This window comes from Mesorhizobium sp. B2-8-1, from assembly GCF_006440955.1.
In the GTDB taxonomy this organism is placed as follows: domain Bacteria; phylum Pseudomonadota; class Alphaproteobacteria; order Rhizobiales; family Rhizobiaceae; genus Mesorhizobium.
This window is the reverse complement of sequence record NZ_VFTX01000007.1, coordinates 107,523-127,496: the sequence shown is the minus strand read 5'-3', so window position 1 is coordinate 127,496 and position 19,974 is coordinate 107,523. Positions and strand designations below refer to the sequence as shown.

17 protein-coding genes are annotated in these 19,974 nt (G+C 61.7%); 16 read left to right on the top strand and 1 reads right to left on the bottom strand.

The window, feature by feature from the left end; all coding sequences use genetic code 11:
• The first annotated feature begins 2 nt into the window (after nt 1-2).
• From tssC to FJ428_RS19185, 16 genes are all read left to right on the top strand, one after another.
• Nucleotides 3-1,508 (top strand): type VI secretion system contractile sheath large subunit, encoded by a 1,506-nt coding sequence (tssC, locus tag FJ428_RS19260; protein WP_140498288.1) that lies wholly within the window; start codon nt 3-5, stop codon nt 1,506-1,508.
• 45 nt (nt 1,509-1,553) lie between these two features.
• Nucleotides 1,554-2,009 carry an Hcp family type VI secretion system effector gene (locus FJ428_RS19255; protein ID WP_115143971.1) on the top strand — a complete coding sequence of 152 codons (456 nt, stop codon included), beginning with the start codon at nt 1,554-1,556 and terminating at the stop codon, nt 2,007-2,009.
• Nucleotides 1,996-2,751, top strand: coding sequence for a type VI secretion system baseplate subunit TssE (gene tssE, locus FJ428_RS19250; RefSeq protein WP_140880007.1), 756 nt, complete (start codon nt 1,996-1,998; stop codon nt 2,749-2,751). The genes FJ428_RS19255 and tssE overlap by 14 nt, the downstream gene beginning before the upstream one ends.
• Nucleotide 2,752: 1 nt before the next feature.
• Complete coding sequence (tssF, locus tag FJ428_RS19245; protein WP_140879961.1) at nt 2,753-4,627, top strand: type VI secretion system baseplate subunit TssF; 1,875 nt, start codon at nt 2,753-2,755, stop codon at nt 4,625-4,627.
• Nucleotides 4,591-5,658 carry a type VI secretion system baseplate subunit TssG gene (gene tssG / locus FJ428_RS19240; RefSeq protein ID WP_140879960.1) on the top strand — a complete coding sequence of 356 codons (1,068 nt, stop codon included), beginning with the start codon at nt 4,591-4,593 and terminating at the stop codon, nt 5,656-5,658. The genes tssF and tssG overlap by 37 nt, the downstream gene beginning before the upstream one ends.
• A complete protein-coding gene (gene tagH / locus FJ428_RS19235; RefSeq protein WP_140880006.1) occupies nt 5,655-7,127 on the top strand; it encodes a type VI secretion system-associated FHA domain protein TagH in 1,473 nt (490 codons plus the stop codon). Before tssG ends, tagH begins: the two co-directional genes overlap by 4 nt.
• 3 nt (nt 7,128-7,130) lie before the next feature.
• Nucleotides 7,131-7,583, top strand: coding sequence for a type VI secretion system lipoprotein TssJ (gene tssJ, locus FJ428_RS19230; protein WP_140879959.1), 453 nt, complete (start codon nt 7,131-7,133; stop codon nt 7,581-7,583).
• Nucleotides 7,584-7,621: 38 nt separating this feature from the next.
• A complete protein-coding gene (tssK, locus tag FJ428_RS19225) occupies nt 7,622-8,956 on the top strand; it encodes a type VI secretion system baseplate subunit TssK (RefSeq protein WP_140818526.1) in 1,335 nt (444 codons plus the stop codon).
• Nucleotides 8,957-8,960: 4 nt separating this feature from the next.
• Nucleotides 8,961-10,283, top strand: coding sequence for a type IVB secretion system protein IcmH/DotU (gene icmH, locus FJ428_RS19220; protein ID WP_140879958.1), 1,323 nt, complete (start codon nt 8,961-8,963; stop codon nt 10,281-10,283).
• A 1-nt stretch (nt 10,284) separates the two neighbouring features.
• Nucleotides 10,285-13,821: a type VI secretion system membrane subunit TssM gene (tssM, locus tag FJ428_RS19215; protein ID WP_140879957.1), complete on the top strand. Its 3,537-nt coding sequence runs from the start codon at nt 10,285-10,287 to the stop codon at nt 13,819-13,821.
• Nucleotides 13,818-14,351, top strand: coding sequence for a type VI secretion system-associated protein TagF (tagF, locus tag FJ428_RS19210; protein ID WP_140498295.1), 534 nt, complete (start codon nt 13,818-13,820; stop codon nt 14,349-14,351). The genes tssM and tagF overlap by 4 nt, the downstream gene beginning before the upstream one ends.
• Before the next feature lie 65 nt (nt 14,352-14,416).
• Nucleotides 14,417-15,475 (top strand): DUF2169 domain-containing protein, encoded by a 1,059-nt coding sequence (locus tag FJ428_RS19205; RefSeq protein ID WP_140498296.1) that lies wholly within the window; start codon nt 14,417-14,419, stop codon nt 15,473-15,475.
• Nucleotides 15,472-16,530: a beta-ketoacyl synthase N-terminal-like domain-containing protein gene (locus FJ428_RS19200; protein WP_224519098.1), complete on the top strand. Its 1,059-nt coding sequence runs from the start codon at nt 15,472-15,474 to the stop codon at nt 16,528-16,530. Before FJ428_RS19205 ends, FJ428_RS19200 begins: the two co-directional genes overlap by 4 nt.
• Nucleotides 16,530-17,459 (top strand): DUF4150 domain-containing protein, encoded by a 930-nt coding sequence (locus FJ428_RS30680; RefSeq protein ID WP_224519099.1) that lies wholly within the window; start codon nt 16,530-16,532, stop codon nt 17,457-17,459. The genes FJ428_RS19200 and FJ428_RS30680 overlap by 1 nt, the downstream gene beginning before the upstream one ends.
• A gap of 5 nt (nt 17,460-17,464) precedes the next feature.
• The gene (locus FJ428_RS19190; RefSeq protein ID WP_140498297.1) at nt 17,465-18,004 is read left to right on the top strand and encodes an SMI1/KNR4 family protein; all 540 of its coding nucleotides are present in this window, start codon (nt 17,465-17,467) and stop codon (nt 18,002-18,004) included.
• Nucleotides 18,005-18,178: 174 nt separating this feature from the next.
• A complete protein-coding gene (locus tag FJ428_RS19185) occupies nt 18,179-18,973 on the top strand; it encodes a type VI immunity family protein (RefSeq protein WP_140498298.1) in 795 nt (264 codons plus the stop codon).
• A gap of 8 nt (nt 18,974-18,981) precedes the next feature.
• Here the strand turns inward: FJ428_RS19185 and FJ428_RS19180 are convergent, their stop codons facing one another.
• Nucleotides 18,982-19,941: a HEAT repeat domain-containing protein gene (locus FJ428_RS19180; protein WP_246675784.1), complete on the bottom strand. Its 960-nt coding sequence runs from the start codon at nt 19,939-19,941 to the stop codon at nt 18,982-18,984.
• Nucleotides 19,942-19,974 lie beyond the last annotated feature (33 nt).

Genomic DNA, 19,974 nt, shown 5'->3' with positions numbered 1-19,974 from the left:
CCATGGCCGAACAGCAAAAGACCGCCACCCTCGCCGCCGAGGCTGAAGCCATAGACCTTGGAGAATTCAGTGGACTCCTCGAGAAGGATTTCAAGGTCAAGAAAGACGACAGCGAGAAGCTGCAGCAACTCGTGCGCAATCTCGCGCTCGCAGCGCAGTCCCGTTCCGACACCACAACCATCTCGTCCAATGCCATCAAGTCGATCAAGTCGCTGATCGCCGGTATAGACAAGATGCTGACGGCTCAGGTCAACGAGATCCTGCACGCACCGGAAGTGCGCGAAATGGAAGGCACATGGCGCGGCCTGTGGTACCTCGTCAACAACACCGAGACCGACCAGAAGCTTAAAATCCGGGTGATGAACATCTCCAAGGAGCAGCTGGCCGACACGCTCGAAGACTACGAAGGCCAGATGTGGGATCAGAGTCCGATCTTCAAGAAAGTCTACACAGACGAATATTCGATGCTTGGCGGTGAGCCGATCGGCTGCGTGATCGGCGCCTACGAATTTTCCAACCACCCGCGCGATGTCGGTCTGCTACGCAACATCTCCGGCATCTGCGCTTCTGCGCACACGCCTTTTATCGCGGCCGCCTCGCCTCGACTGTTTCGTATGGATAGCTGGCAGGAATTGCCGAACCCTCAGGATTTGCAGCAGATCGTTTCCAACCCGGCCTATGCCTCCTGGCAGTCGCTGCGCGAAAGCGAGGATGCTCGCTACATCGGGCTGACCATGCCCCGCGTCCTGGCCCGGCTGCCATATGGCACGGACACCGTTCCGGTGAAGGGCTTCACCTTCGAGGAAGAGGTGCAGGGCGATCACAACAAGTATGTCTGGATGAACGCCGCCTTCCCGATGGGCGTCAACATCAACCGCAGCCACAAGCTGTTTGGCTGGGGTACCCAGATCCGCGGCGTCGAGAACGGCGGAACGGTGCTTAATTTGCCGGTGCACAGCTTCCCGACCGATGATGGGTCGATAGCGATGAAATGCCCTACGGAAGTCGCCATTGATGACCGGCGTGAGGCGGAACTCGCCAAGCTTGGCCTGATGCCGATCCTGCACCGGAAGAACACGGATCTTGCGGCTTTCATCGGTGCCCATTCGTTACAGGACGACGAAACGCGCGCCGGCCGACTGGTGGACCCCGATGCGCAGTCTAATGAGCGGCTGAGCGCCAACCTGCCCTACTTGTTCCCGGTTTCGCGCTTTGCGCACTATCTCAAAGCCATAGCGCGAGACAAGGTCGGGTCGTTTAAGGAACGCTCCGACATGCAGATCTGGTTGACCGAGTGGATCAACCGCTACGTGCTGGCCAACCCGGCCTTTGCCGACGACAAGGCGCGCGCCAAGCGCCCGCTCGCCGCCGCCGAGGTCCAAGTGGACAGCGTGGAGGGGCGGCCGGGCTACTACAACGCCCGCTTCTATCTGCGCCCGCATTACCAGTTGGAGGGCATCAATGCCTCGCTTCGACTGGTGTCGGAACTGCCGTCCGTTAAGACTTGATTGCAGCAACAACAATCTTTTTTTTGACAATGGTGGAGAGAGACAATGCCAGTAAAGATTGATGGTTTTCTGAAGGTTCCCGATATCAAGGGCCCCAGCACCCGCGACGGCCACGATGATGAGATCGAAATCCATGGCGTCGACTACAAGATGGTCGCACCCTATGACCCGAATTCGCTCTCACGTCGGGGGCGCGTGTCCATGGGCATGATCAAGTTCATCAAACACTACGACAAATCTTCGCCTTATCTCAAGAAAGCCTTGTTCGAGAACAAGGCCCTCGATGAAGTGGTGTTCTCGGCACGTCGGACGATCGATGGCGAGACTAAGGATTATCTGGTCGTCACCCTCACCGACGCCTCGATCATGGAATACGACATGTCGCAGGCCGAGGATGAGGAAGACCTGATCCAGGAAGAGGTCAGCTTCGCCTACAAGAAGATCAAGTTCGTCTATGACGGCAATGATGAAGCCGAAATGGATGTCTATGTCGGCAAGTGAGGGTGGGCGACCCGACGCTGGCAAGCAGCACAGTACCGGCAGCTTGCGGGCAAAAAGCGAGGCCGTCCAGCCGTCGCTTTGGGATCGCCTCGTCAATGACCTGCCTGGTCTGACCTCGGAGATAGACGGGCTGCGCCATGTCTTGCTCGACGAGCTTGGCGCCGACCGTGTCGACGCCCTCGTTGGCGCCAGCGCGCGGGCCATCGACGCTGATGCCGAACTCACAGCCGAGCAAAAACGGCGTCTGCATCGATTGGCCTTTCAGACCCAGCATCGGGTCGAGATCGAAAGTCGCGGCGTTGTGGTGTCAGCCCGCGTGCTCAGAGAAGCAGTGCGGCGTGACGTCGAGGCGCTCTTCAACACCGAGCGCTTCGAGGCCACGCCGCTCCTGTCCGATCTGGAAAATGAACAGGTATCGGACAACCCACCGTCGCTCGCAGATTTCCCGGAGGTGCGCCGGAGCGTGGTCAATTACGGCGTCCCCTCCTTCTCGGGCAGGTCTTCGCGCGACTTTGATCGCGATGTGCTGGCGCGTGAGATCCGTGCGGTGCTCGCCACCTTCGAGCCCCGCTTCAAGGAAAGCGCAACAAAGGTCACAGTGACGCTTGGCGACAAGACCGCCGGCCTCAAGATCGAGATTGACGGTGTGCTGATCATAACCCCGACACCGGAACGCATGCGCCTGCGCACTACGATCAATCTCGATAACGGCGCGGCGCGGACCGAAATCAGGGACGCCTGAGATGGATCGGGTCTTCGTCGAATATTACGAGGAGGAGTTGACCCACATCCGCGGCCTTGCGGCCGAATTTGCCGATATGCATCCAGCGGTCGCGCGCAACCTTTCCCTCGACACGGTCCCCTGTCCGGACCCCTATGTTGAGCGGCTGCTGGATGGCGTGGCTTTCCTCGCGGCGCGCACCCGGCTAAAGGTCGACGCCGAGCGTTCGCGATTTTCGCGCAGTGTGCTCGACGTTCTTTATCCCGATCTGGTCACCCCGGCGCCGGCAACGGCGATGGCGGTGCTCAAACCAGGCCAGCAGGTCCAGACCATGCTCGACGGCCACGTCGTCAGGCGCAACACCCGGCTGGTTTCCAGCCTGCGGCCCGGCCTTTCGACGCGCTGCACTTTCTCGACCGCGCAAGAGACGACCCTGTGGCCGATAGCAATCACTTCGGTCAGCTATTTTCAGGACCGCAGCGCGTTGGCGGCGGCCGGGATGGCCACGGTCGGCGGTGTGCGCGGCGAGGCGGCGCTCCGCATCACGCTGGCCCCGACCGGAAAAGGCAAGCTCCACGAATTGACGCTCGACCGGCTCGATATTTATTTTGCCGGGCGAACCAAGGCGCCGCTGCTATTCGACGCGATCTTCGGCACTTGCTCAAGCGTTGGCGCACGCGCTGAGGGCAAGAGCAACCCGTTGTCGCCCTTGCCAGCGCCCGAAATGGTTGGCATCAGCGACGACGAAGCCTTGATGCCGCGTACCCGCCCGACATTCGAAGGATATCGCCTCCTGCGAGAATACTTCATAATGCCCGAGCGCTTCCACTATGTGCGGGTTTCGGGGCTACAGCCTGTCGTGCGTCGATGCGACGGAGGGCTTGAGATCGTCTTCCAATTCAGGCGTCCGGTGCCAGAGTTGGCCGATCTGACATCGGCCGACTTCGAACTTTTCGCAACGCCGATCATCAATCTTTTCGAACGTGAGTGCAACGTCGTCGAGATCGATGCGCGTAAGACACGCCAGGTTTTGCATGCAGACCGCACGAGGGCGCGCGACTTTGAAATCTATCGGATCATTCGTGTTGAGGACGCCGACACCGAAGGCAACGACGCCGAAATTCCGGAACTGTTCAGCCTGGGGCAGAACAGCGGCAGTGGGTGGGTCTACTCAACCGAGCGGCGCCCTCGGCGCGCGACCGAAGACGAACGGCGCGACGGTCTAACGCGCACGTCATACACCGGCGACGACGTTTTCCTGGCCGTATCGCGACCGCTCGCAAGCCCGGCGTACCGACCTCTGAAGCGTCTCGACGTCGTAGCACTGTGCACCAATCGTGACCTGCCGATCCTCGATGACAATCCCACATTGACGCTTGAGGCCGGCGACCCGGTCGAAATCGTCAGGCTCCTTGGAGCCCTGCGTCCACCGCAGCCGGCGATCCCCGCAGCACTGCCCACAGGGGCCGAGGGTGAATCGCGCGCCGACGATCTCGCCTGGCGGCTGGTGGCACAGCTCATGCTCAACTTCCTCAGCCTTGCCAAGGAGGGCCGCGGCGTCGATCCGTTGCATGCGCTTCTCGATATCTATGCCGACCGAGGCGATCCCAGCCTTGCTCGCAATGTACATTCGATCATCCGCATCGACTCGCGGCCCGTCGTGGAGCGGCTTCAGATCGATGGGCCGATGTGCTTCGGACGCGGCACCGAGGTGACGTTGCATGTCGATGAATCCATCCTGGCTGGCCAAAGCACTTTGCTGCTTTCGGCTTTGCTGGCGCGGCTGTTCGCCCGATATGCCGGAATAAACGGTTTCGTGCGGACCCGCACGCGGCTGCTGCAGAAGCAGGAGGATGTGCCATGGCCGATGACGCCCGGCAATCGCTCCCTGATCTAGACAAGCCCAGCCCAAACCCCGCTGAAGGTCTGTCCGAAGGGTTCGACTTTTTCGAATTGCTGCGCCGTCTCGAACAGCAAAATGCCGTGTTCGGCCATTCCGGCCGTCCGGACCGTGAGCCGGCAAGGCTTGGCCAGCATGTGCGCCTCGCCTTCTCGGCCAGGGACCTGGTCCATTTCCGCGAAGCCGACAACGGCAAGCCGGCCCGGGTCACGATTGCAAATCTGGGTCTCTTGGGCCCCGAGGGTCCAATGCCGCTGCATCTGACGCGCTGGGTGCTCGACCGGCTGTCGCAGCGGTGGTTCGCCGGGGCCAACGCACAGCTGACCAGCGACACTACTTTCGTCGATTTCGTCAACATTCTGCAGCACCGCATGATCGCCCTTTACTATCGGGCGTGGGCGGATGCGAATCCGGCCGTTCAGGTTGAACGCGCGGTCGGTGGCCGGGTTCGCGCCATGCTTGCGGCCATGGCCGGTATCGGACTTCCCGGCACCCGAAACATCGATCTCGACATGGTGAAGCTTCGCCAGGCGGCTTCGCTCGCCAGCCAGGTCGAGGGCCCGGAACGACTGACACTGTTCCTGGCGGAAGCCTTCAAGGTGCCGGTAAAGATCAAGGAATTCGTCGCCGCCTGGACAATGATACCAGCAGGCCTCCAGACCCGCCTCGCAAAATCCTTTGCTGTGCTCGGTCGGGGGGCGACGATCGGCCCACGCGTTTTCACCCGCCAAAGCAGGATCGAACTGCGGGTCGGCCCTTTGAAGTATGATGATTTCAAGACATTCCTGCCGGGCAGCCAGCGGCTCAAACTGTTCCAGCACGCGGTTCGCGACATGGTCGGAGAATCTCTCGATGTCGATCTGCGTATCGTGCTTGCGCGTGAAGCAGTGCCGCCGCCCCGTATTGGAGCGGTGCAGCTCGGCCGAACCGCCTGGCTTGCGCGACCCGCTGAACGGGGAGATGCTGATGATATGCGGCTGCGCACAATCGTCGGATGGCGGCCGGAAATGGCGGGGGGCGCGGCATGAGTCTGCTGCTAACGCTAGAGCAAGGGCCACGCACCCAGGCGGTGCGGCAAACTCGCCTGGACGAAGGTGAGCTGGTGATCGGCCGCAGCGCCGATGCAGGCTGGCAGATCGATGATCCCGACATGTTCGTTTCACGCGCTCACTGCAAAATCTCTGGCGGGCGAGATGGATATTTCGTCACCGACACATCGAGCAGCGGTTTGTTCATAAACGATTCCGATAGCCCGCTTGGTCCAGGCAAGTCCGCACGCCTTCAAAGCGGCATGCGGCTCAGGCTGGGCGATTACGTCGTCTGTGTCGACCTGCAGATCGCGGCCGCTCAAGCGCCCGCAGTCATCCAGCCGGTACCAGAACGTCTGCCAGCGGCATCGCGGGCGCCGGTAAGCATCGGCCGCGATGACTTCTTTTCCGCCAAGGTCGAAGAAGCGCCGCAACGGCCTCGACCTGCTGATCTGCCGAACCCATTCGAGCAGCCGATCCCAGGGGCGTTCGAGCGCGCGTCTTCCGGCCAGCGCAACTCGCCTGCTTTCGACGACCCGTTCAGCCTCGATCCGGTTTCAACGCCGGTGTCAAAAAGCGCCGCCGCTTATGTTGAGCAGGGCGGGGTGGCCAGCCGGGCGGATCCATTCAGCTTCGACCGGCCCCCCTCTTCCAGCCACGGAGGCGAATCCGCAGCGGGAAAGCTGTCCGACTTCAACGATGATTTTGGTTTCGGACCGGTCTCCTCGCCCAGTTCGACAAATAACTCGGCCTCGACCGGCCAGCGCGAGCGCATTGCCCAACGGCCACCATCCGCCAATCCCTGGGATATTCCCGCGCAACCGGCCGATGTCCTGCCTCCAGCGCGCATGGGTGCTGCTTCCAAACCTGCCCGCCCGCCGGCAAGCGCGCAGCCCGCCGAGATGGCGCTCCGCGCCGCCTTCTTGCGCGGCATGGGCGTCGAGGAAGCCGATTTCCCCGGGCGCGACAGCATCGTGGAAATGGAGAAGTTCGGCCGCGAATACCGGCTGATGATGGAAGGGCTGATGCAGCTTCTGCGCAAGCGGGCCGAGGAGAAAGGAAATGCTCGCGTCGCCCAGACAATGGTCGGTGCCTCCGAAGTCAATCCGCTCAAATTTCTGCCGTCGGTCGACGACGCCATCGTGACGCTGATCGCCGAGCGCAGCCCCGGATTTCTCGCCGGGGAGGCGGCCATCGCCGATGCAGTTCGCGATCTCGCGCAACATCACGTGCGCGCTTGGCGAGGCATACAGGCCGCTTTGCGACGGATGATCGATCGTTTCGATCCCGCAGCGATCGAGGACGAGCTGAAATCGAATTCGGCGATCGGCACCCTGCTTTCGGGCGGGCGCGGCGCCAAGCTGTGGGAGCTCTATCAAAAACGCCATCGCGAAATCGCCGAAAGCGCGGAAAAGAGCTTCCTTGGCGAGATCGGCACCGATTTTCGAGATGCATATGAGGAGGAGTAAGCCATGATCGACCGACGTGAATTGATGATTGCCCTGGGCGCGACCGGGCTGGTTGCAGCGTGCCAGAGCGGTCCGCCAAAGCCGTCGGTGATCACCGTCAACGTGACCGGCGCGGCCGGCATGAATCCGGGGCCAGGTGGCGGCGACCGGCCGGTGACGGTCCTCGTGATGCGGTTAAAAAGCACCGGTAAATTCAATTCCGCCGACTATTTTGCGCTGCAGGGGGATGCCGGCAGCGCACTCGCAGGAGATCTTATCGGTTCCGACCAGATCGCCGTCGGGCCCGGAAAATCCGCATCCAAGACCATCACGGTCGAGCCGGACGCGACGGCTCTGGGCTTCGTTGCACTGATCCGCGAACCTGGCGGCAGGAACTGGCGGACAACCAAGTCGGTGTCGCCGGGATCAAAGTTCACCATCAATGTCACGTTGGGCAGCGGCGGCATCTCCGCCTAGCGGCCAAGGTAAGGGAGCTCAATGCAGAGAGTAGCGGCATGAGCGATGCAAACAGGGTGCTATGGTCCGAAGGACTTTTCCTGCGAACCCAGCATTTCCAGCAGCAGGATCGTTTCTTCGAGGCGACGGTGCGCGGCGCGTTGCAGGCCGGACAACTGCATACGTTCGGCTTTCGACAGCTGACGCTGGACCAGGCATTGCTGGAAGCCGGCCAGATCGCGATCCTGTCGGCCCGGGGCATCTTCCCGGATGGGACACCTTTTTCCATTCCGGATTTGATGGACGCACCGCGACCGCTGCCGGTCACCCCCGAGACGAGCGCAGGGCCGGTGCTGGTCGCCTTGCCGCTGGAGCCTCCCGGTGGTGTCGGCTTCGATCCGGCACACGCCGCCGCCTCTGGAGCGCGATATCATGGGCGGATTGTTTCGGTGCGCGACGCTGTCCAGGGCGGTTCGGATCCTGAAGAAATCGAAATCGCCCGTCCGCAGGCGCTGCTGCTTGCACCTGGCAAGTCGGTTGGTGGCTACACCGCCTTGCCGATAGCCGACCTCAACGGAGTTCGAGCCGATGGCGGCGTCTCTCTGGACGAGAGCTTCCTGCCACCGGCACTGGTTACCGGCGCGGTGGCCTGGTATCGGCAATTGCTTCTGGAAGTTGTCACCGGCCTCGACCAGATCGCCGAGGCGCATGGCAAGATGGTCATGGGCGGGCCTGGGCGCAGCGTCGAAGACCTGTTGATGCTCAACCTCGCCAATGCGGCGCGTCCGCGACTGGCTCACATGCTGGCGCAGGATGTCTTCCATCCGGCCGAGCTTTACCTGGAACTCGCCGGGCTCGCTGGTTCGATGGCAACTTACGGATCGAGCGCGCGGCGGCTGGGCGAGTTGCCCGCTTACGATCACATGGCGCCCGGCCCTGCCTATTCGGCGCTGGCGGATGCGCTGCGCTCGCTCATTCTCAGCCTTCGCTACATCGAGCCGAAATCGCGTGCGCTGCCCGTCATGCGGCACTCGACCAATGTCTGGAAAATTCGCATCGACAACCCAAAGCTGCTGGTGGCCAGCCGCATCGTCATCCGGGTCGGCTCGGAGCTGTCGGAGGATGCCCTGCGCAAGATCTTCGTCAATCAGGCGACCGTCGGCTCGGCCGACGAGTTCGAGGGCCTGTGGAAATCGCGCTTGCCCGGCATTCCGCTAAAACCGCTTCATTCCCAGCCACGCGAAATCCCTTACGACGGCGATCGACTGTGCCTCGAATTGGATCAGAAAAGCGAACACTGGGCCTCGCTGCTCGACGCACCAGGCTTCGTCATCGGTGTTTCGGGCGTGTTGCCAAGCGAGCCGCAGGTGGACTGCTATTCGGTGAACAGGTGAGATCATGAGCCGCGATGATCCTTTCGGACTGTCGGAGGATCGCGAACGCACTCGCATACGATTGAGCGGCGCGCCGATGCCAAGGCCCATGGCGCCACTTTCGCCGGGCGCACTGGTAAAACGCTCTCGCACCCACCCGAACGCGCTTGTCAACGCCTTTGCGCCCTTGCTCGAGTTCGCCCCCGAGCTCGAAAGCGCAATGCCGCCAGACAATCCGGAAGTCTTGCGCACCCGTTTGCTCGAAGAACTGGTTCGGGCACGCGACACGGCTATGTCGACGGGGTCCTCGATGGAGCGAGCCGACCAGGCAGCCTGGGTGGTGGCTGCGTTGCTCGACGATCTGGCCCTGAACACGCCTTGGGGCGGGGCCAGCGCCTGGCCGCGGCAGCCGCTCGTCGTCATGCTGCGCGGCGATGTCGATGCCGGCACGCAATTCTTCACGCGACTCGACGAACTGGAACGACATCCTAACCGGGACCGAGAATTGCTTGAACTGCAGTACCATTGCCTGGCGCTCGGCTTCCGTGGCAAATATCGCGTGCCCGGCCGCTCAGGCGACCGCTCGCTCAATGCGGTTCGCGTGGCGGCGGCCCGCTTCCTGCGCAATGCCGACGCCGAAGGCGCGCCTTTAGCGCCAAACTGGAAAGGTGTCATCGCCTCCGACCAGCCGCAGCGCTTCATCGTGCCGATCTGGGTCATGGCGCTCGGTGCTGCGGTTGCAGCCGCGGCGATCCATATCGGGCTGTCAATGGGACTGAGCAGCCAGGCGGTCGAGCTTTCCGCACTTGTTCGTGCCCTGCCACCGCCTGCCCGCGGCGACATCACCCGCGCGTCGCCCAAAGTCGACGCCCCGCCACCGCAACAAGTGGATTTTGCGCTGTTGCCGGAATTCCAGGCGGGGGCGCCGGCCGAGCTCAAATCTGCTCTCAGCGGCACCGAGAGTGTTTCACTGGCCAAGCTGATCATCCAGGCCTCCAACCCCGAACTATTCCAGTCATCGCGGCCACAACTGACCGATGGTTTCGAACCCTTGATCGGTTCGATCGCCAAGGTGATCCTCGCCAATCAGGAGCTGATCGGAAACATCACGGTGGTCGGCCATACTGACAGCGTTCCTTTGCAAAAGACCAACCCGCTGTCGACCAACCAGCGCCTATCCGAGGCTCGCGCCCGGACGATTGCCGACATGCTGGTTCAAAACGGAGTGCCGCAGGATCGCGTCCATTCGGAGGGCCGGGCAGCCACCGATCCTGTGGCCAGCGACAGCACGCGCGAGGGGCGAGCCTTGAATCGCCGCGTCGAGGTGCTCGTCGAAAAGAGGCTGTGAGATGTTCATCCTGCGCTTCCTCTGGGCGGTCCTGACATCGCGCTGGCTGTGGACGCTGATCGGCCTGACGCTGCTATCCCTGGTTATCTGGATCTTCGGTCCGATCGTCAGGGTTGGTCCCTACGACCCCTTCGCCTCCGAAAATGTGCGCATCGTCATCATCGCGCTGCTGGTCATCTTCTGGCTGGTCTGGCTGATCGTTGCCCAGCGCCGGGCGATCCGCGCCAACCGCATGTTCGTCGCCGAGATTGCCGCGCCAGCGGTGGAAAAGCCGCTCAGCCCAGGCGAAGAGAACGTCGCCGCCGTGGGCGCCAAGTTCGCCGAGGTGATGACCGAACTGAGGCGCCGCAAGCTGGGCGGGCGCAAGTTCCTGCGCGAGATGCCCTGGTATGTGATCGTCGGGCCGCCGGCCACCGGCAAGACCACCGCCTTGCGGCAGTCCGGACTGAATTTTCCGATCGACCTCACAGACGACTTGCAGGGGGTCGGTGGCACGCGCAACTGCGACTGGTTCTTTTCCGAAAACGCGGTTCTAATCGACACCGCCGGCCGCTATGTCCAGCAGGAGAGCCAGCCGGATGTCGACGCGGCCGAATGGCTCGGTTTCCTCGACCTCTTGAAGAAACATCGCGGCCGCCGTGCGCTGAACGGCGTAATCGTCGCGCTTTCGATCGACGTCCTTTCGGAGGGCGACGAGGCCATCAAGGCGCACGGGCGCAAGATCCGCCGCCGGTTGGCCGAGCTCAACGACCGGCTTGAAATCCGCCTGCCGGTCTATCTGATGCTGACCAAGGCCGACCTGATCAAGGGCTTCGAGCCGTTCTTCGGCGGCCTGTCGACCGCCTCGCGCGAACAGGTGTGGGGGACGACCTTCGCGCTGGATGCGCGCGTCGATGGCAAGACCATCGAACGAGAAATCGCGACGCTGGCGACCGAACTCGAGCGGCGCTTGGTGACGCGCCTGGAGGACGAGGACAAACTCGCCGCCCGTGCCGAAATCTTCAGGTTTCCCGCCCAACTGGCAAGCTTGTCCGAACCGATACAGGTGCTGGTCGAAGCCATGTTCGGCGAAAGCCGGTATGAGGAGGCTGCCTGGCTGCGCGGCCTCTACCTGACATCGGCGACGCAGGAAGGAGCGCCTATCGACCGGCTGACCGCCGCGCTGTCTTCCTCCTTCGGTCTTCCGCCGCGGCGCGCCCTGCCCGCATCTCGGGTCGAGAAACGCAGCTTCTTCCTGAAGAACCTTCTCACTGAAGTCATCTTCAAGGAAGCAGGCCTCGGTACATTCGACCCGCTGGCGCAACGCCGCCGCGCCTGGATCTGGCGCGGCGCCGCTGCCGCATGCTCTGCGGCGGCGTTGCTGGCAGGCGGCCTGTTCACCTGGTCCTATTTTGACAACCGCCATGCGATCTCGGCGCAGGCAGGCCAGTTTGAAGCGCTGCAAACACCACTGACCTCCGCTGCCGCAACCCCGGCATCGGTGGAGCAGCCTGTCATGGACGGCGCGCTCGAGGCGATGGACGCGGTCGCAAATGCCCGGACAGCACCGCCGGGCGCTGCCCACGATCTGCTTGGCCCATCGGCCTCGGCGGAACTGGTCAGGGCACAGGCCGACACTTATGACCACGCCCTCCGCAACGTGCTCGAGCCCCGGATGGTGGCCCTGCTCGAGGCGACGATGTGGCGCCAGATCCGCGATCCCGACTTCATGCTCGGTGCGCTCAAGACCTATCGCATGATGACGGGCCTGTCGCAGATGGATCCAGACTACGCCCAGAACTGGTGGGTGAACAGTCTGCCCGAATTCGCGGCCGCGGCGCCATTTCCGACAGCCGACGCCGAAGAGCATCAGCTTGCCGCGATCCGCCGGATGACGGTCGACGAAAGCTACGTCGCGCCGGACCAGGCCCTGGTTGCCGAAGCTCTGAAAACGGTCTGCACGATTTCGTTGCCGGCGCGTGGCTACAAGCAGTTGTTGGCCGATCCGGCAGTGGCCGGGCTGAAGGAGTGGATACCGGCCAATTTCGCCGGCCCAAACGGCGGCAAGGTGTTTGCACGGCGTTCGGGCAAGACACTACGCGTCGGCATTTCGGGCGCTTTCACCTATTCCGGCTTTCACGACGTCATTCTCGACCGCATCGACGATGTCGCCGCCCAGGCGGCGCTCGATCGTGCGGTTTTCGCCGGCGGTTGCTCGGAAAATGCCGAGACATCCGTCTCGGCGCTGTCCGAGGATATTCTGAAGCTCTACTACGACGACTACATCGCGCAATGGGACAGCTTCCTGCGCGACATGAGGCTTGCACCATTGACCGATCTCAATGTCGCCGGCGAAAACCTGAAAGACCTCTCAAGTGCGGATTCAGCGCTGAAGCGGCTGCTTACGGCGGTCGTTCAGGAGACAGAACTGACCCGTTCCGACGAAGCGCCTGCCGACGACAAGGCGGCAGCCAAGGGCACCTCGAAGCTGCTCGGCAAGCTGGGTAAGCTTGGCAAGCTGGCGACATCGGGTGCGAAACTACTTCCCCGCGCCGGATCCGCCAGTGAGGTGGACCTGACCGGCAATCTGGTGGCCGAACATTTCAAACCGCTGAAGAGCACCATCGCAGAGGTCGACGGCCAGCCACCGGCGCTGGATGCTGCCGTTGTCGCACTGACCGCGCTTTCGAACGTCCTGCAAACGGTCACCGCGAACCCCAATCCACAGGATGCCATCAAGAAACAGGGAGGCCTTGCCGAACTGACGGGCGCGGTGGCAAGGCAGGCCCAGATCCTGCCCGATCCCATCAACAGCTGGTTGGGCGGGATAGCCGGCGACACCAGCAATTTGACTCAGAAGGCGGTCACTTCGGAACTCAACGCCATCTGGCGGGCCGACATACTGCCTTTCTGCCAGGCGGCGCTGAACAATCGCTATCCCTTCAGCGAAGCCAGTGCGGTCGACGTCAACGTGCGCGATTTCGCCCGCCTGTTCGGGCCCGCCGGGCTGATCGACGGTTTCATCAACGACCACCTGATCAATTATGTCGACACGACCGGCGAGCCTTGGAAGTGGCGCGCCGATTTCGGCCTCGACCCTTCGGCGCTGGCGGCGTTCGAGCAGGCCAGGCACATCCGCGACGATCTTTTCCCCGGGGGTGCCGGACCGGTGATGAGCTTCACGCTCGAACCGAAGGATCTGTCTCCCAACCTCACGCGCGTCACGCTCAATCTCGATGGCCAGAGCCTCGTCTACTACAACAACGCAACGCGGCCGCAACCGATGACCTGGCCCGGCAAGGACGGCACCGGGGTCATTTCGCTCGCCTTCCAGCCGATCGACGGATCGCCCGAAATCATGCTCAACGAGACCGGCAGCTGGGCGTGGCTGAGGATGTTGCGCAGCGGCCGATTCACCGGAACCTCGCTTTCGGATGTCTACAGTCTGCGCCTGGGCACGAAAGGCATGTACGCCGATTTCGAGCTCAAGGCCGCCAGCGTCGAAAATCCGTACAATCTGGAAATGTTCAAGAAGTTCACATGTCCGCCGCAGATATGATCCTGCCTGGCTTTTACGGCAAAATGCCCGCCACCGGCGATTTCGTGACACGGCGGCTGCCGGGGGAGTTTGTGCGCGTCTGGGACCGCTGGCTGGCGCAGCACATCGTTCCGCTGATCGGCTCCGAATTTTGGCCAAGCCCAAGCACAACCGCGCTGCGCTTCCTGGCAGGCCCGGCTTCCTTCGGCGCATCGGCAGGCATCATTTTGCAGAGTGCCGACAGAGTTGGCAGGCAGTTTCCTTTGAGCGTAGTTGCGCAGCTTGCTGAGGCTCCCGTTCGGCTGGCCGATGCCGAGGCGTGGTTTTCCAGCATCGAACAGGCGGCCTTCGCCGCCCAGCGTGGCGACCTGACGCCCGACGGACTGGATGCCGCGCTGGGCGCCCTGCCCGTGCTGACTGTCGAGCCGGGCGACGAGGTCATCAGCGGCATGGTGATATGGACCACCCGTTCGGATATTTTCGACATCGATCCGCAATCGCCGCAAGCGACGCTGGAACAGATCTTTGCCGCCAGTTGGGAGACTAGCTGATGCAGATATTGCCAAGACAGTTGAAGGCTCGCTGTTTCACCACCGCGTAAGGATGCGTGGTTCAAATGTGGATATTGTCCAACGAGACGCCATTTGCCGCCCAGGAAAGCTGGACGCGTGACGAGCGCGGACATGAGGTCTGGCTGATCGCGATCAAGGCGTCGTTCGAGATCGATCCTGACGGCAAACAGCGGCTCCTGAAGGATCAGACGCCGGTGAATCTGGCACCCGTTCACGGTGCGGATCCGAACGAGCTTCTCGACGAGACGGACCTCAATCTGGAGAAGAAGCATACGGACGTTTTGGTCGAAGGACACGTCTATACGCCCGGCGGGCGTCCAGCCATTGAGAGCGCGGCGCGCATAAAAATCGGCGACGTGGACAAGACCGTCAATGTCGTGGGCGACCGTGTGTTCATGCCGGGCGCGGTGTCGGTGCGGATGAGCCGGGCGGAACCATTCACGAAAATGCCTATCAGCTGGCGCCGGACCTACGGCGGCACGGATATGGAAGCATCGACGCCGAACTGGGACCAGCGCAATCCGGTCGGCACCGGCTTTGCTGTCGATCCACAGCGGCTGATCAGCAAGACCGGACCCAACTTTGAGTATCCAGATGCTCCCTATCGCGACCACAGAAGCGGTAGACCGGCAGGTTTTGGGCCAGTGGCACGACACTGGCAGCCGCGCATAAAGTATGCCGGCACTTATGGTGACGAGTGGGAGAAAACGCGCGACCCGCTTCTGCCCCGCGATTTCAGCCGCATGTATTACCAGTGCGCCCCGGAGGACCAGCAGACCAGGACACCGCTCATCGGCTATGAAGATGTGCGGCTAGGTAACTTCACCGGGAATGGCTTCCTGCAGTTTCTGCTACCGCGCATCACCTTCGACATGACCACCGAGTTCTACAACCGCCCGGATCGCAAAAACGGCGAAGCCGTCATTCACACGCTACGCATCAAGCCCGATCTCAGGCAGTTCTCGATCACCTGGATGTCGACCCTGCCGGTGCCTTATGACGAGGAGCGGCTGAAGATGACCACCATCGAAGTCAGAGCGCGCACGGGCGTTTCCCGGTCCGTGACCGCGACGGGTGTGTGGCTGTCGGAAGACGTCGAATGATGGCAAGGAGCGGCACCATCGTCGTTGTCGGCGTAGGGGCACGCACGCCGCTCGGCTTCGATGCGACGTCCAGTGCGGCGGCGGTGCGCGCCGGCATCTCGGCCATTCAGGACCATCCGTACATGATCGATCGTTTCGGCGAGCGGATGAAGGTTACGCGTGACGCCGGCGTCGATACGAGCCTTGTCGGTACCGCGCGCGCGGTCGAGATCGCGGTTCCCTCTGCATTGGACGCCCTGCGGCCGTTGCTCGGATCGACGCAGCAGGCCTCGGTTGCGCTCACCCTCTCCACGGGCGAGCCTCGCCCGGGTCAGCCGGAGGGCTTCGCGGCGGAGGTAAATGCGAAGCTGCGAAAGCAGCTGGCCGAGCATATCGTCCTGGAGGGTGGCGGATCGACGGCCGGCGGCCATGCGGGCGGGCTGCTTGCCATCTACCACGCCTGCAAATTGCTGCGGGACGGGAGGGCGAAATTCTGCCTGGCTGGCGGCGTCGACACCTATCTGGAGCCGGAAACTCTGGAGTGGCTGGACGAAAACGAACAGCTGCATTCCGAGAACAACATTTATGGCTTTTGCCCTGGCGAGGCGGCTGGGTTCTGCCTGCTTTGCACGATCGGCACGGCAAGAGCCTATGGGCTGCAGCCGCTGCTTGAGATTGTCGCGACATCGACGGCTGGCGAGGAAAACAGGATCAAAACCGAAACAGTCGTGCTTGGCGAAGGGCTTGGCGCGGCGTTCCGTTTCCTGTTCGAGGAGGCGCCTATCGATCCGGTCGACCGGATAATCTGCGACATGAACGGCGAACGCTATCGTGGCAATGAGTACGGGTTCGCCGTGCTGCGCAATTCCGGACGTTTCAAAGATGCGGCCGATTTCGAAACGCCGGCCGATTGCTGGGGCGATGTCGGCGCCGCTTCGGGACCATTGTTCGTCAGTCTTGTCACGGAGGCCGAGGCGCGAGGATATCAGAAGGGGCCGCTGTCTCTGCTCTGGGCGAGTTCCGAGAATGGCGCCCGGGCGGCAGTGCTGCTCGGCGGACCGAGAAGGTCGAGCTGATGCCCAGCCATATCGTCGTCAACGGGCTGGGGCTAACCTACAAGGGAACGATCGGCCTTTCCATCGCGACCATTCCAGACGTCTGTAAAACACCGAGCCCAGGCGGCCCGATCCCGCTGCCCTACCCGAACATCGCCAATCAGGGGACGCTGAAAGACGGCACGACGACGGTTCTCGCCAAAGGCGGCAAGATGATTGCGGTCAAGGGCTCGCAATATGGGATGAGTTCAGGTGACGAGCCCGGCACAGTGGGCGGAGTCAAATCCAACGTGTTCAAGAAGGCCACTGACTGGATCACCTACTCGTTCGACGTAAAGATGGACGGGAAGAATGCCTGCCGCCACACTGATAAGAAGTTTCACAACGACAAAAACACAGTGGACTTGGCCGGCAATGTCGACCCGATGTTCGCAGTCGGCAATGCTGGAGACAATGCGCTGAAGATCGAGTGCAAGGATGCGCCTAAGAGCAGCGACACGAAATACACCACATGCGAAAAGATGGAGATTTGCGCGAAGTGCAAAGCGATAAATGAAGAGTGCGCAAGGACTCGAAACGCGGAGGCGCCACAACGCTCATCGGCGGGCGTCAGAAGACGGACAGACGCACAGCGCGCTACGGCGCGGCTGGATTCACTTGTAACCATTGAAGACCTAAGGGACGACATCAAAAGTGGGAAGGCGAAGGCGGTCCCGCATGACGGACTTACAAAAAAATGCAAAAAGGAGGTTATGGACAAGGTTAACAATGACATGGTCGGTATCGATATCGATCACTCAGTCGATCTGCAGATCGGTGGCCATCCGACTTCGAGCGCCAATTTGAGAGTAATGTCGAGGGGTCCAAACCGAAGCATGGGCTCACAACTCAAAGAGATGGACAACTCGCATACGGGCGTGGCACCAGACTGCTGTGCCGGAGGGAGTTAAAGGCGATGAGCAAGAATTCAAACATCATTTCGCTGGCAGACCGTCTGCTCGAACTAATGCGTGAATACTACCTGTTGGCGGTTGACAGGGAGTATCCTGGAAAACGCGGCGAACCGGCAAGCGAGGAGCAGATAGCGAAAACAGAAAGTATTCTGGGGCGTCAGTTGCCGGCGGACTTTCGGACGTTTCTGTCCAACTACAATGGATGGTCAAGGTTCGAAGGCGCGGGAAAGATCCTGTCCACAGAGGATCATGGCACTCCGTGGGAAGCGGATATCATTGAAAGTTGGACGAGCATTTGGGAATCGGACGACGATGACCCGTTCAAATCAGATCATTTGCTGGTCGTGGCCGGCGACGGGCTTCCCTATTTCATTGTTCTCGTTCCGAACAGGGAAGACCCGAACGGAGATCCAGTCTTTATCGAATATGAGTACATGAAAATAAATGCGACGTTTAAGACGTTTGAAGAGTACTTGACATATAGAATAGAGGTGACGGAGTCATCAATCGACGAGAAACGCAATGGTCGCGAGGAGGATTGATCGATCGTTCAGCTTCCGCCACCACTGCAGAAATCCTTTTACCACGATGGCGTTGAGCCAGCGATTTGCAAGGTTTTGCTCGACCTAACTGTTTACCTGACAGGGCCTAGCGTCGCGGAACTCGATCATCTTGTTGCGGTGTTTCTTTCCCTTGTGCCTAAGGGATCAGTGCGTATGTACAAGCTCGCCGAGCTCGCGGACTGGAGGAGCACGGATCAACCGGAAACGACAGCCAGCGTGAAGGTCGCGATGGCGGCAGGTCGCTGGCTCCCCTACCTGGAGCCGGCGCGGAAGCGCATACGCGAGGGGCGCGGGTTCGAACTCAGGCTATGGGACGGGCGCGGAATCGAAGATCCGGCTGGAAGCTACAGTCTCTCCCTGTACGGAGTGCATTTCCGCGATCGTGAGGTTATGAGTTGCGCGCGCTTTCTGTTCCCCGTCGGCTTCGACGTCGAGAGGATGGTCGAGGCTTCACGCGATATCGCTGCCCGGGTTCGACTCAAGTCAGGCCACGGGGGGCTGACGTTCGCTTACAACCCGACATACAAGGCGGTTGCGTTTGAAGAGATCTATTATCTGGCCCGGCGATTCTGGGGCATCGATGTCGAAGATCTCGAGGCGACGTTGACGGCACGCTCGCCCGGACTAAAGACGGTCAGTTGGATTACAATGCTAGGGGGCGCACTCGACTTACACCCCGAACTGTCGCAGCGGCTGAAGGAATACTCCCAAAAGAGCCGTCTCGATCTTACCGATCATCACTATGGGTCCGTCGTGGTAATCGGATCGCAGCCTGTTGTTGGAGACGTCAATCGGCCGGGCAGCATTCCGAAAGAATATTTCCAGACTTCCCGCATCCTTGAGCCGGCCTTCATTCAGGATCATCCGGATTTTTACACCGACTTTTTTGTTGACCCCAACACGATGAACTGGATCAGGCGTTTCATCGATCCTGCCGGCTGGCGCTGAGATCCAAGTCAAACCGGCCTTAGCTTGGCCCCCCACGCCTTCACTTTGTCCGCGAACGGCACGCGCGCAACATCATCTCCAAAATGCTCTTCGAAGGCCGGCCCGACATGGCTTGGTTCGGTCGTGAACAGATCCGCTTCGCGCGCCTCGGGGAGAAGCTCTAAAAGCGCGGCACCAGCCGCCACCGAAAGCGCCGGGGTACGCATCTGGCGGATCAACCAGCACAGGACGGTCCGGTCGCCGAGCATGCCTGATCCGCGCACGGCGATGGCGGCGGTTTCGGAGTTCTTCAGCAGCCCGCCCATCCAGGCGCGGACGTCCTGTTCCGGTCCGGCCTTGACGACCGCGCGGAGCGCGGCCAGCGCGTCGGGTCCGCCACCGGCTGCGACCTTCCGGAGTTCAGGGCTGGCGATATCGCCCTCGCCGAGTTCCGTCAGCGACCAAGCCGCCCAGAAACGCGGGGGCTCCTCCCGATCGGAGAGCGCGTTCCGCAACTCGTGAGCCAGATCGGCGCGCTTCAATTTGCCGGCAAGCCGCAGGCTGGTAGCCCGAACGCGCGTATCCGGATCGCGCACAAGTCTTGCCAGCATCTGCTTCGGGTCGACGCCATGCCCGAGGCAGGCCGAGATGCCGAGAAATCGCTTGAAAGCATCCGGCGCCCCGATCCAGTCCCGCACCAGTGAGGCGATGGTTACAGGCTTGTGCCACGCCAACGCACCGACTAATCCACGAGCGTCGTCCTGGCTTTGGCGGCCGAACTCGACCGCCTCGGCCACGCGGCGGTCGTCGTTCTGCTCGATCGCCATCCATCCATAGAGGAACAATTCGCCCTTTTCTGGGAAATCCTCATACGCCGCCACTACAAACGGCCAAGCGGCCGGTCCGGCGATACGCAGACCATCCAGGTTGGCTTCCAAGCGCCGGTCGACGCCGGCGACCACATGAAGATCCGGCGGATCATCCTCCATAAGCGTGTCGCGCTGCGCCCAGAAGAATGCGAC